Source organism: Shewanella salipaludis (genome assembly GCF_012911865.1).
GTDB lineage: Bacteria > Pseudomonadota > Gammaproteobacteria > Enterobacterales > Shewanellaceae > Shewanella > Shewanella salipaludis.
Genome location: NZ_JAAXYH010000003.1, coordinates 237395 through 249595, shown reverse-complemented (window position 1 = coordinate 249595; position 12201 = coordinate 237395). Strand labels below are relative to the sequence as shown.

Sequence of the window (12201 nt, the reverse complement as noted above, 5' to 3'; positions counted from 1 at the left end):
ATGCGTCTTTTGCCTGTGGCTATGGTTGCGCTGATTGCTGCGTCCTCTGTGCCTACCCCTGCGGTGGCCGATCAGGATCAGCTGGTTGCCAACATATGTGACTATGTGAAGTCGAACGATAAAAACCGTTTACGTAAGAAACTGAAAGAGAGCCGGGTAAAGTTACGCAATATATATTCGGGTGTCAGCTGTGATGGTGTGAGTCTGTTGCGGACCTCATTGACCGCCGGCTCAAATGAGGTAGGTGAGTTTATCGCCAAACGTTTGACCGCGACCGAGCTGAGCGGTGCCGAAGCCGATGGCATGACGATCCAAGCCTGGGCCAATGCCAACGGCCATGGCGCCAGCCCTATTACCGCTGCCATCAATGAGCGTTTGGGCGGCGGTGGTGGCGACGACGAAGAGTAAGCATCGCGTCCCCTAGTAACTGATATAAAAGTAACAGATATAAAAATGCCGGACCCAGGTCCGGCATTTTTATATCTGCAATTCTTTGATATCTGCAATACATAGAGGGGGAGCAAGGCTCCTCCTCTATGTCATATCAAACTGGTCATATCAAACCCTGAACTCACCGACCGAGGCTTGCAGCTCTTCGGCCAGTTGCGCCACCTGATGGCTGGACTGCGCCGTTTGATCCGCACCTATGGAGGTTTCTTCCGAGATGGCGGCTATGTGCTCAAGTTTCTCGGAAACCTGTTGGCTAACGATATTTTGCTCCTGGGCGGCATGGGCGATATGCGTACCGGAGTCATAGGCCTTATGCACGGATTGGCTGATGGTTTCCAGTGCCAGGTTCGCCTGTTCGGTTTTCTCGACACAGGTATTGGCCTGGCTGCGGCCCAGATCCATCACGGATACGGCCTGCTGTGCCCCCTGCTGCAGCATCTCGATCATCTGCTGGATTTCGCGGGTTGAATCCTGAGTTCTCGAGGCTAGGCTGCGAACTTCATCGGCAACCACGGCAAAGCCTCTGCCTTGCTCACCGGCACGGGCGGCTTCGATGGCGGCATTGAGTGCCAACAGGTTAGTCTGCTCGGCGATGCCGCGGATCACATCCAGGATGGAGCCGATAGAGGCACTGTCCGAGTGAACCTTATTGATCACTTGTCCAGCCTTGGCGACTTCGTCTGCCAAGGCCAGGATAGTGCGTTTATTCTCTTCTGCCAGAGCCCGCATGTGCTGGGTTTCCTGATCTGCCTGCTTTATTTGCTCCAAGGCCTGATCTGCACTCATGGACACTTGTTGGGCACTGGAACTCAATTCTGTGGTTGCGGTGGCAACCTGATCGACCTGGCTCTTCTGCTCCTGAATGCCAACGGTTGTTTGTGCCGTGATGGCCGAAGTTTGTTCCGCCGCTGCCGCCAGTTGGTTGGAGCGATCCAGTATGCCAACTATCAGGCCGCGCAAGCTGTCCACCAAGCGATTACAGTTCTTGGCAAGCTCGGCAAATTCATCGTGACCGCTGTCGTCCAGTTTGTGGGTCAAGTCGCCGGAGGCGAGGATGTTGAGCGCATTGTTGACCTGGCCCAGTGACCGGGTCAGGGGGCGTACTACGGCTATGCTGACCATGATGGCGACCAGGATGGCGATAGCAACCACCACCATAGTCTGGATGCTGGCAGAGTCTATGTTGTTGATTGCCGCGTTACTGTTCTCGCTGGTGACACCTTCGATACTTTTGGCCAGATTATCCATCTTGCTGTTCACATCTTTGGCGTCGTTTTCTATGGCGGCCAGCTTAGCGGCGGCGAGTTTTTCATGATTCAACTGGCTGGCTTTTTGGCTGACCATGGAATCGTTGCCTTCGAGCAACTTGAAGACCTTGGCGCTTTCCTTGTTGATCGAGGTCAGGGTGTCGGCGTCAATCAGGCCTTGGCCATGGCGGTTAATATAGGCCAGTTTAGTCTTGGCTTCGCCTATGATGTAATCCAGCTCTTTGATGATGATGTCGTATTTGCTCTGCTCATCGGTGGCGACCAGATCGAAAATAGTCGTGATTATGCTGCTGAGGTTGGTGTCGACCGAAGTCGCCGAGGCGGCAAGGCCTCGCTTCACTTCGTCGGGACTGGTTTCCAGGTCTATGATGTCCAACAGCATGGAGGATGCCTCATCGGCGGCATTTTCCAGTGTCGATCTTTGTTTGATCAATGCCTCTTGTTGGCTGAGAGCGGTTTCGCGCTCGTTGATCATGGTTTGGCTGTCACGTTCGAAACTGCCGTAGCTGCTCTTGAGCTGGGATAAGACTGTGGTGAAGTTATTTTGATCCTGCACCAGAGTCGACAGGGTGTTGAATTCTGCCTGGAACTGCTTGCTATGTTCGGCGAAGGCTTTTTGAATCGCGGGAATTTTCGATGACCGGCTCGTGTGATAAGCCATGAGGATCTGGCGTTGCTGCTCGCTGATGGTTTCAGATAAATGACCGGTAGACTCCAGAGCCGGCAGGCTGAGCTCCTGCAGCATGAGGGTGCTGCTCTTGAGCTTGCTATTGTTGAATAGCGACGCTCCACCTAATAAGATCAGTAGCAGTGTTACTACACTAAATCCGCCAATGACTCGGGTGGCAACATTAATTTTCATAGGTACTCCGGCTATTATAATTATCCCGAACGATAACAGGCTAAATTGTCTGGTATTACTGTCTAGATGCTAGGCAGGTTATCGGCCACAATGCGGGTTAGTTTAACCCCTTTTTAACTTCTTTTGGGTAATTTTTTGGTCCGCCTCCAAATGCCATAGCGTCAGGTGTTCGCCCCAGCAGCAACCTGTATCCAGTGCCTTGAGTTGAGGATCCTCTACCCGTCCCATGAGGGCTGCCCAATGGCCAAACACCAGGGTATGCGACCGGCGCAGCGGCGTCATTTCCTGATACCAGGGGTGCAGTTCCGGAATATCACAACTCTGGGGCGGCTGCTTACAATCGAAATTTAAGCTGCCGTCGGGGTAGAGATAGCGCATGCGCGTCATGGCATTGATGCAATAGCGCAGCCGCGCCATGCCCGTCAGCTGTGGATCCCAGAGTGCCGGGGTATCAGAGTACATATGTTCTATGACGTCACTCAGATAATTATCAGCTGCCAACAATCTACCGACCCTGGCCGTTTCTTCACGCAGTGTCGGCAAGGACCATTGGGGGGGAACCCCGGCATGGGTCATTATGACCTTGTGTGAAGCCAATTCCCTGAACAAGGGTTGATGCCGTAACCAGTGGATGAGTGCGGGGAGATCGGCGGCTTCGAGCAAGGCTTGCAGTTTGTCACTGGCCTTGGGACGTTTGAGCTTGCCATGCACCGCCAGCAGATGCAGATCGTGATTGCCGAGCACCACCTTGGCGGCATCGCCTAATGCTGCAAAAAATCTCAGTGTCGCCAGCGAGTCCGGGCCTCGGGCCACCAAGTCACCGACGGACCAAAGTTCATCGCGGGAAGGGCTGAAGTCGACCTTATCCAGCAGGCGTTGGAGTTCCTTGAAGCAGCCCTGAATGTCGCCGACAAAATAATGTGCCACAGCGCCTCTTACCCGAGCATCAATGCAGCAGGCCGGGTACGGCCAGCCTGAATGGGGGGATGATGGCTTTGAAGCTCTCGCCCTTTTCGCTCACCATGCCGTAGCTGCCCTGCATGATACCCACGGGGGTCTCGAGCACAGTGCCACTGGTATATTGGTAGGCGGTATTGGGAGCTATGGTGGGCGTCTCGCCCACGACACCTGCGCCCTGCACCTCGCTGATATGACCGTTGGCATCCGTGATGAGCCAATGACGGGTCTCGAGCTTAGCGGCGCTATCCCCGAGATTGATTATGGTGATGGTGTAACTGAATAGATACTTGTCTTCGTCCGGCGACGATTGCTGTTCTATATACTCAGTGGTCACTTCTACTCTGATCGAGTCTTCCAATGTCGTCATGGCGGTTCCTATAACCCGGGTTAGCCGGCTTTCTTGTCGATCACCAGATTGGCCATGGCCACATACTGCGGCACGCTGATTTGCTCTGGTCTCAGGCTGGCATCTATCCCCAGCTGGGCAAAGTCTTCATCGGACAATAGCAGTTTCAGGTTATTTCTTAAAGTCTTACGTCGCATATTGAATGCTGTGGTGCATAGGTGACGCAAGACGTTGACGTCTTTGCAGGGCCAGGGCTTGGTCTCATAGGGGAGCAGGCGGACCACGGCCGAATCGACCTTGGGCGCCGGGGTAAAGCTGGTCGGCGGCACTTCCAGTACTGGCACTATCTGACAGAAGTACTGGGCCATCACGGTCAAGCGGCCGTAGGCTTTGCAACCCGGACTCGCGGACAGGCGCAGCACGACTTCTTTTTGTAACATGAAGTGCATGGTTTCAATTTGTTCGGCAAATTCGAACAGATGAAACATCAAGGGGGTAGAGATGTTATAGGGCAGATTGCCAAACACTTTCATCTTCTTGCCAGGCTGCACCAGTTGCATGAAGTCGAATTGCAGGGCGTCGCCCTGGTGAACTTCCAGCTTATGCTTCAATACCGGATGCTGGTGCAGGCGTTCGACCAGATCCCGATCGAGTTCTACCACGGTCAGCTTGTCCACGGCTGCGGCAACCGGCTCGGTCAATGCCCCAAGGCCCGGGCCGATCTCGACCATGACATGCTCATTGTCCGGCGCTATGGCGCCGACGATGCGATTTATCACATTGCTGTCGGTTAAGAAATTCTGTCCGAAACGCTTTCTGGCCGTATGGCCCAAATGTACTTTGCTGCTCATTAATAATGTAATCGTTTAGTGTTTTGAGGATAACTCAATGGCTTTATTCAGTGCACAGACGAAACTGCCGATATCGGCCTTGCCTGTGCCCGCGAGATCCAAAGCGGTACCGTGATCGACCGAGGTACGGATATAAGGTAACCCTAAGGTGATGTTGACTGACTTGCCAAAACCCTGAGATTTTAGCACAGGCAGGCCCTGATCATGGTACATGGCCAGCACCACGTCGGCGTCATCCAGGTATTTGGGCTGGAACAGGGTATCGGCGGGCAAGGGCCCGACTATGTCCATATTCAATTCATCCCTGAGTTCATTCAGGGCGGGGATGATCACATCCAGCTCTTCGCGCCCCAGGTGACCGTCTTCGCCCGCATGGGGGTTGAGGCCACAGACATAAATTTTCGGTGAGGCTATGGCGAATTTGTCCACCAGATCCCGATGCAAGATCTTGATGATATGCTGCAGTCTGTCTCTGGTAATGGCCTTGGCGACATAGGCCAGTGGAATATGGGTCGTGACCAGCGCCACCTGTAATCCAGGGGTGGACAGCATCATCACCACGTCCTGGCAATTGGCCTGCTGGGCAAAAAATTCCGTGTGGCCGCTGAAGGAGATACCGGCCTGATTGATGATTCCCTTATGCACTGGGCCTGTGACCACGGCATCGAACTCGCCGCTCATGTTCTTTTCGCCGGCGCAGCGCAGGGTATCTATCACATAGGCGCTGTTCTGTTCATCCAATACACCGCATTGTACTTGTGCCGCCAGGGAAAATGGCAGCAGGGTGAGGGTGCCGGCCTGCTGTGGCTTGGGCGTGCTGCCAGGTTGGTAGGGCTGTAGCGTGAGCGGCAGTCCGAGCATTTTGGCCCTGTCTTGCAACAGCTCAGGGGCGGCGCAAACGACGAGCTCAGCAGGCCAGGCCTGCTGAGCTAGTTGGATCACTAAATCGGGACCAATACCTGCGGGTTCACCCGGGGTAATGGCGATACGTTTAGTCGTCAATTAAGGTTAACCTCGCTTGCTTATCGGCTCAAAAATTTCAATGTAGGCTTCTGAGCGCATCTCGTCCAGCCAGCTCTGCAGTTCTTCGTTGAACTTGCGGCGGAAGATCAGTTGATGTGCCCTGTTGCTGTTGAATTGAGCCGTGGCATCCGTCTTGCGGCGCTCTTCGAGCTGCACTATATGCCAGCCATGGGTAGTGCGGAAGGGCTCACTTATCTCACCCAGCTGCAAACCTTTCAGCTCCTGGGTAAACTCGGGAACATAGATGTTGGGATCGGCCCAACCCAGTTCACCGCCCTTGGCACTCGAACCGGGATCTTCCGAGTACTGATGGGCCAACTCGGCGAATTTGCTGTCATCGGCACGCAGCTGTTTCGCAAATTGCTCCAGCATGGCCTTGGCTCTATCTTCGGACAATATGGGGGATGGCTTCAGCAGGATATGACGCGCCCTGACTTCATCCAACTCCTTGGTTTCCAGGCCCCTGGCATCCATGATCTTGATGATGTGGAAACCTGAGCCACTCTTGATTGGGCCTATGATGTCGCCTTTCTTGCTGCCACGGATCACTTCGGCAAACAGGGTCGGCATCTCGTTGATGTTCATGTAGTCCCAGATGCCGCCTTCGAGCGCCTTGGGGCCGGAGGAAGAGGCGATGGCGGTACGACGGAAGTCTTCACCCTCTTTGAGACGCTTGAGTACTATGTTGGCGCGTTTGCTGGCGGCGTCCAATTGCTCGCCGCTGGGATTGCTTGGCACGTCTATCAGTATGTGGCCTACCTGAAATTCAACGTCCTTCAGCCCCTGTTCTTCTATGAGCTTGACCAGGCTGGCAATCTCCTGAGGTGACACCTGAATTCGGCGTTGCACCTGGATACGCTGGATCTCACCCAGGGTGACTTCTTCCCGCAGCTGTTCACGGTACTGGCTGAAGCTCTGGCCTTCGGCTTCGATCTTCTGTTGCATCTGAGCGACAGTCATCTTCTGCTCTTTGGCTATGTTGGCTATGGTCTGATCCAGCTGCAGATCACCTATATGCAGACCTATGCGATCCGCCATTTGCAGTTGCAGTCGGGTCATGATCAGGCGGTCGATCACCTGAGTGCGCAGCGCGGTATCCGATGGCAGGGATTGCCCCGCCGCCTGGGCATTGGCCTTGACGGTGGCAATCAGGTTGGTGATTTCACTTTCCAACACTATGCCTTCATTGATCTGCAGGGCAACACGGTCAAGTTGCTCCGGGGCTGCCAATGATGCTTGGCTAACCACCAGGGCTAATAACGCAAAAATCAGTTTTTTACTGGGCTTCATCCACAAAATCCTTGGCACGTTCTAATGTCTGTTTCGACAGCTTATTCGATAGCGAGTTGTCAGGGGTTGAATCCATTGGACTCTCCACCGCCGTCTAGGTTCAGCAATCTAGCATAAATCTTTGCTAATTCCTCAGATAAAGCGGTTTACGGTAGTTAAATAGACCATCGTTGAGCATGTCTGAGACCCCAAGAGGGCCTGAGCCGCCCAGTCCCTTGATGACAAAGTTTAAGAAGACCCCGGTTTCGAACTCGGCGCGATTGTCTTGGATTGGCGCAAAGTCGTCATCAAAATTGGTCTTGATCCTATAGTGGTAACTCAGGCGCACCGCCCAGCAGCAAGCCTCATATTGAAAGCCTGAGTAGACTTCGACACTGCGGGCCTGGTCCATGTCATAGTACCAGTTGCCGACAAAATAGAGTGAATCATTTATGGGCCAGGCACCGCGCAGACCCGCCTGGGAGACATTCACCTGGGCGTTGGTGCTGCTGTTGAGCAGATCCGGGACGTAACGATAGCTGAACTGGAGCAGTTTGTTGGCACCAGGCCTGAAGTCCAGGGTGACTTCGCTCTTCTTGGTCAGTTGCTGTTGGGTATCGTATTGGATGGCACCACTGAAGAACCAGTCTTGGTAGATGCGGGTGTCGAGCTCGGCGGCCAGCACTGAGCGTGAGGGCGCCTGGGCATTGGCCGTGTCAGACATATTGACCCTGCTGTCTTGCAAATAGAATATTTGGCCCAGACTGAGTTTCATGTCTTCCAGATTATGCTCGTCGAACAACCGGGTGGACAGCCCCAGAGTCACCTGATTGGCGTCGGCTATCCTGTCGAGTCCGGAGAAGCGACGGTCACGGAAGAGGCCGAAATAATCCTCCTGCAGTTGGGCCGTGTCGTACAGCCCTATGTTGGACTGATCCTGATAGCCTACGTATAAATACTGGAACTGGGGCTCGAGGGTCTGGCGATAGTCTTGGCCGAACATCTGTGCCGGGCGTTCGAAGTTGATCTGACCGTGGATTCGTACCTGCGGCAGGGTGCGGCTGACGGTTTCTTCAAGCCCAGAGTCGGCCTGGGTGTTTTGTTGCCAGTAATAGGTCTGTAGCAGCTTGAGTTCACTGGTTAATGAGCCGGCGGGACCATGGAGTGGCAGGGTCAGGCTGGGGGCCAGATGAAAGCGGGTGGCCGTGGCATGGTCCGATCTGCTGTGTTCGAAATTGGCGACTTCGGTATTGAAGTCAAAATCGACAAACTTCCAAAAGTCAGGCGCTCTGTAGTTGAAGTTGACCTGTGGCAGCACCTGATAGGGTTTTTCGTCTTCGCCCAACACCTTGATGTCCTGTACCCTGATGCCAAGATCCCAGTTACGTTCGAAGTAACTCAGCTCCCCGATACGCGATAGTTGGTTGTCTGTCGCCCGGTTCACGTCCGACTTTAAATCATTGAAGTAATTGTTGTCCGAGACATCGGTAAAGTTGGCCTGTACCCGCCAGTTCTCATCCAGTGCCCCCTTGTGCTGCCAGTGATACAGATACCTGTTGGGACTGGTGTCCAATAGCTTGTCGTCCGGCAAATATTCCAGATTGATTTGACCTGCCTGCGCGTCGCCCGCCAGATACCTGAACTCGGTCTTGAGATATAGGCCCCTGGATGACATATAGTTAGGGGTAAAGGTCAAATCGTATTCAGGGGCGATATTCCAATAGTAGGGTAGAGCGAATTCGACCCCATTGGTGGTGCTGGTACTGAAGCCTGGAAACAGGAAGCCGGATTTACGCTTGTCTGACACAGGGATAGTCATATAGGGGATATAGAACACAGGCACATCGGCTATTCTGAGCTTGGCATTCCAGATCTCGCCCCATTCTTCCTCACTGTCTATCTTGATCTTCTCGGCTTCCAGCAACCAGGAGACATTATCCGGTGGACAGGTGGTGAAGTTGGTATTGGTCAGGATCAGGTTGTTCTTCTGGGTGATCTCCAGCTGCTCGGCATCGCCATGGACCTGTTGTCCATGGAGCCAGTACTGAGCCCCCTTCAGCGTGGCCGTGTTAGTGCGCATCCGCGCCTCGAGGGAATCGGCCGTCACGGTAAACAGACTGTCCTGGAACATCAGGTTGCCGTTGGCCTTGAGCCGCTCGGTGCGTTGATCCAGGCTGGCCCTATCGGCGGCTATGCTGCGCTCTCCTTGGGTAAAACTGACATCGCCGCTGAACACAGCCTGTTTGCCCATCTGGGCTCGGGTGCTGTCGGAGATGATCCGTATCTGTTCCGCAGGGGTGCCTTGTGGCGGCGGAGCAACCACACGGCTGGCCGGCAGTGCAATGATGCATTGGGATTGGCTTTGGATGTCAGCGGAGGAGGCTTCTGCCAAAGCGAATCCGGGTAATAGGCTCAGGGCCAGAAGGTAACGAGTCTGCATCTTGGTCAATGATTATGATTTCTTAGTCTTGACAAGTATAGGGTCGGGAAAGTTAGCTAGGAATAACTAACTCAGCTGAGTCAATGTGATAATTTCTTAGCTGTTTCCAAATTTTATGCCGGCTATAATAAAGCAATTTTTCCTGAAGAGCCATGAGATGACCTTATCCGATCCGAGATTTATTTCCCTAACTCACTGGCTTAGCCAGTATTTAGATACCCACGTCACTCCAGTGTTGATCTCGGGCGATGCCAGTTTCAGACGTTATTTCAGAGTTCATGGCGAGCAACGCAGTTTTATCGCCGTCGATTCCCCGCCGGCGCAGGTGCCTATCGCAGCTTTTATGCAATTGGCCGAGGCCTATGCCGATGCCGGGTTGAGGGTGCCGCAGACGATTGCGGCCTCGGAGGAGATGGGTTTCATGTTGTTGTCCGATTTGGGCGATGTGCAGCTGTTAGCCGTGCTTAACCAGGGCAATGTCGGTGATTATTATCGCCAGGCGCTGACACTCTTGCCTCGGATAGCCGGGGTCACTGCTACGGCAGCCGGCCCCCTACCCGAGTATGATGCGGCCTTTGTCGAGCGCGAGCTGCAGATCTTTACCCATTGGTTGCTGGGCACGCACCTGGGGCTGCCACTGGACGGTGACACTGAGAGGCTGCTCGATGCCGCCTTCAAGTGCCTGGTAGCCAGCGCCCTCGAACAACCGACAGTCGGCATGCATAGGGACTTTCATAGTCGCAACCTGATGCTGCAGCAGGAGGGCTTGAGTGTGATCGACTTCCAGGATGCCGTCCTGGGCCCCGTGACCTATGATGCCGTGTCCTTGCTCAGGGACTGCTATGTGCGTTGGCCGGACGCTCTGGTCGATGAACTCATGGAGTACCACTATCGTCTCTGTATGGCGGAAGGCCTGCTGGATAACAACACGGATATAGGCAGGTATCGCCGTTGGTTCGATCTCATGGGGGTGCAGCGTCATCTCAAGGCCGCCGGCATCTTCGCCAGGCTCAACCACAGGGACAATAAGCCGGCCTATATGGCGGATATTCCACTGACCCTGAGTTACATAGTCGATGTTGCCGGCCGCTATCCCGAGTTGCAGCCACTCGCTCATTGGGTCGCCGCCCGCGTCATTCCGGCGCTGGAGGCCAGAGGATGAAGGCCATGATCTTGGCCGCAGGCCGGGGTGAGCGCCTCAGACCCCTGACGGATACCTTGCCCAAGCCGTTGATCCCAGTGGCTGGTAAACCCCTGATTGTTTATCATATCGAACGCTTAGCCGCGATCGGGGTTAAGGAGATAGTCATCAACCACGCCTGGCTCGGACATACATTGCCCGCCAGCCTGGGAGATGGCAGCCGTTGGGGAGTGCAGCTGCATTACAGCGCCGAGCCAACGCCGCTGGAGACGGCCGGCGGCATCAAGCAGGCCTTGCCCTTGCTCGGCGAGGCGCCTTTCCTGGTGATTAACGGCGATGTCTTCATCGACAGCCTGCCTGATATGCCAGCCCTGGCCGAAGGCAAGCTGGCCCACCTCTGGTTGGTGGACAATCCAGAGCAAAATCCCCTGGGGGACTTTGCCCTGTGTGACACCAGGGTCGAGGATAGGGGCGATGTCAGGCTGACGTTTTCGGGCATGGGGTTGTATCATCCGGCGTTATTTGCCGGTATCCCCCAAGGCGCGGTCGCCCTGGCGCCCTTGCTGCGGCAACAGATGGCGCTGGACAGGGTGAGCGGGGCGCATTTTTCCGGCTTCTGGTGCGATGTGGGCACGGTCGAGCGCCTGCGGGCACTCGAGGCGCATTTGAGCCGGTCCGGCGCCAGGCCATAGGGGCAGGAAATGGGGACTCACTACTGATACCCTGTGCCCATTTTCGGTACTCATACCCGGTACTCATACCCAGTACTCATACTCAAAACAGGCAATATAGGAATAGGCATGCGCGTTTGGGGCAAGGTTTTCGGATTCATCATAGGCTTCATGTTTGGCCGCATCTTCGGTGCGATTCTCGGTCTCTGGCTGGGACATATGTACGACAGGCGTCAGCCGTTGGCGGCGGGCCTGCATGGCGGCAGTCGCCAGGCGCTGTTCTTCAATACCACCTTTGCCGTCATGGGCCATGTGGCCAAGGCATCGGGCCAGGTGACCCAGACGGATATCCGCATCGCGACGCTGCTGATGGACCAGATGCAGCTGAGCGGCGATGCCAGACGCGATGCGCAGCAGGCGTTCAGGCAAGGCAAGGAGGCCGATTTCGATATTCACGCCAGCCTGAGTGCCCTGCGCCGCCTCACCCTGGGGCGACCGGAACTTATCCAGATGTTTATCGAGATCCAGATCCAGACGGCCTTATCCGATGGCGAGCTGGATGCCAAGGAGCACGGCATCTTGCTGGTCATAGCCCAGGAGCTGGGGCTCGGCCGGGCACAGCTGGATGCCATGTTGAAGCGCTGGCAGGCCGAGTATCGTTTCCACCAAGCCCCGGGCACTAACAGAACCTCCATCACAGATGCTTATCACTTGCTCGGCTTGGCGTCATCGGCAACGGATCAAGAGGTCAAGCGGGCCTACCGCAAGTTGATGAATGAGCATCACCCGGATAAGTTAATTGCCAAGGGCTTGCCGGCCGAGATGATGGCCTTGGCCAAGGCCAAGGCTCAGGATATCCAGGCGGCCTACGACAGGGTCAAAACCGAGCGCGGCATGCGCTGAGGTTGCTGCAGACTCGG

11 protein-coding genes are annotated in these 12201 nt (G+C 55.0%); 4 read left to right on the top strand and 7 right to left on the bottom strand.

Annotated elements, in window-relative coordinates; all coding sequences use genetic code 11:
• Complete coding sequence (locus HC757_RS06805; protein WP_169563551.1) at nucleotides 1–408, top strand: DUF3718 domain-containing protein; 408 nt, start codon at nucleotides 1–3, stop codon at nucleotides 406–408.
• Nucleotides 409–558: 150 nt separating this feature from the next.
• On the opposite strand, the gene HC757_RS06800 is transcribed toward HC757_RS06805, so the two are convergent.
• The 7 genes from HC757_RS06800 to lptD all read right to left on the bottom strand — a co-directional run bounded on the left by HC757_RS06800 (nucleotide 559) and on the right by lptD (nucleotide 9469).
• Entirely contained in the window at nucleotides 559–2580 is a 2022-nt protein-coding gene (locus HC757_RS06800; protein ID WP_169563550.1) for a methyl-accepting chemotaxis protein, read from the bottom strand.
• Between the two features lie 102 nt (nucleotides 2581–2682).
• Nucleotides 2683–3507: a symmetrical bis(5'-nucleosyl)-tetraphosphatase gene (locus tag HC757_RS06795; protein ID WP_169563549.1), complete on the bottom strand. Its 825-nt coding sequence runs from the start codon at nucleotides 3505–3507 to the stop codon at nucleotides 2683–2685.
• Nucleotides 3508–3526: 19 nt separating this feature from the next.
• Nucleotides 3527–3907, bottom strand: a complete 381-nt coding sequence (gene apaG, locus HC757_RS06790) for a Co2+/Mg2+ efflux protein ApaG (RefSeq protein WP_169563548.1) — start codon at nucleotides 3905–3907, stop codon at nucleotides 3527–3529.
• 20 nt (nucleotides 3908–3927) lie between these two features.
• On the bottom strand, nucleotides 3928–4737 hold the full coding sequence (rsmA, locus tag HC757_RS06785; protein ID WP_169563547.1) for a 16S rRNA (adenine(1518)-N(6)/adenine(1519)-N(6))-dimethyltransferase RsmA: 810 nt from the start codon (nucleotides 4735–4737) through the stop codon (nucleotides 3928–3930).
• Nucleotides 4738–4752: 15 nt separating this feature from the next.
• Nucleotides 4753–5739 (bottom strand): 4-hydroxythreonine-4-phosphate dehydrogenase PdxA, encoded by a 987-nt coding sequence (gene pdxA, locus HC757_RS06780; protein WP_169563546.1) that lies wholly within the window; start codon nucleotides 5737–5739, stop codon nucleotides 4753–4755.
• A gap of 6 nt (nucleotides 5740–5745) precedes the next feature.
• The gene (gene surA / locus HC757_RS06775) at nucleotides 5746–7050 is read right to left on the bottom strand and encodes a peptidylprolyl isomerase SurA (RefSeq protein ID WP_169563545.1); all 1305 of its coding nucleotides are present in this window, start codon (nucleotides 7048–7050) and stop codon (nucleotides 5746–5748) included.
• A 124-nt stretch (nucleotides 7051–7174) separates the two neighbouring features.
• On the bottom strand, nucleotides 7175–9469 hold the full coding sequence (gene lptD / locus HC757_RS06770; RefSeq protein ID WP_169563654.1) for an LPS assembly protein LptD: 2295 nt from the start codon (nucleotides 9467–9469) through the stop codon (nucleotides 7175–7177).
• 157 nt (nucleotides 9470–9626) lie between these two features.
• Between lptD and HC757_RS06765 the strand changes: the two genes are divergently transcribed.
• The 3 genes from HC757_RS06765 to djlA all read left to right on the top strand — a co-directional run bounded on the left by HC757_RS06765 (nucleotide 9627) and on the right by djlA (nucleotide 12184).
• On the top strand, nucleotides 9627–10631 hold the full coding sequence (locus HC757_RS06765) for an aminoglycoside phosphotransferase family protein (protein WP_244623255.1): 1005 nt from the start codon (nucleotides 9627–9629) through the stop codon (nucleotides 10629–10631).
• Nucleotides 10628–11302, top strand: coding sequence for an N-acetylmuramate alpha-1-phosphate uridylyltransferase MurU (murU, locus tag HC757_RS06760; protein ID WP_169563543.1), 675 nt, complete (start codon nucleotides 10628–10630; stop codon nucleotides 11300–11302). The genes HC757_RS06765 and murU overlap by 4 nt, the downstream gene beginning before the upstream one ends.
• A 108-nt stretch (nucleotides 11303–11410) precedes the next feature.
• Nucleotides 11411–12184 (top strand): co-chaperone DjlA, encoded by a 774-nt coding sequence (gene djlA, locus HC757_RS06755; protein WP_169563542.1) that lies wholly within the window; start codon nucleotides 11411–11413, stop codon nucleotides 12182–12184.
• Nucleotides 12185–12201 lie beyond the last annotated feature (17 nt).

What these genes read in the sequence shown, in the direction of transcription:
- murU (WP_169563543.1), top strand. Translation starts at nt 10,628, where the DNA reads ATGAAGGCCATGATCTTGGCCGCAGGCCGGGGTGAGCGCCTCAGACCC.
- rsmA (WP_169563547.1), bottom strand. Translation starts at nt 4,737, where the DNA reads ATGAGCAGCAAAGTACATTTGGGCCATACGGCCAGAAAGCGTTTCGGA.
- djlA (WP_169563542.1), top strand. Translation starts at nt 11,411, where the DNA reads ATGCGCGTTTGGGGCAAGGTTTTCGGATTCATCATAGGCTTCATGTTT.
- apaG (WP_169563548.1), bottom strand. Translation starts at nt 3,907, where the DNA reads ATGACGACATTGGAAGACTCGATCAGAGTAGAAGTGACCACTGAGTAT.
- HC757_RS06765 (WP_244623255.1), top strand. Translation starts at nt 9,627, where the DNA reads ATGACCTTATCCGATCCGAGATTTATTTCCCTAACTCACTGGCTTAGC.
- surA (WP_169563545.1), bottom strand. Translation starts at nt 7,050, where the DNA reads ATGAAGCCCAGTAAAAAACTGATTTTTGCGTTATTAGCCCTGGTGGTT.
- lptD (WP_169563654.1), bottom strand. Translation starts at nt 9,469, where the DNA reads ATGCAGACTCGTTACCTTCTGGCCCTGAGCCTATTACCCGGATTCGCT.
- HC757_RS06805 (WP_169563551.1), top strand. Translation starts at nt 1, where the DNA reads ATGCGTCTTTTGCCTGTGGCTATGGTTGCGCTGATTGCTGCGTCCTCT.
- HC757_RS06800 (WP_169563550.1), bottom strand. Translation starts at nt 2,580, where the DNA reads ATGAAAATTAATGTTGCCACCCGAGTCATTGGCGGATTTAGTGTAGTA.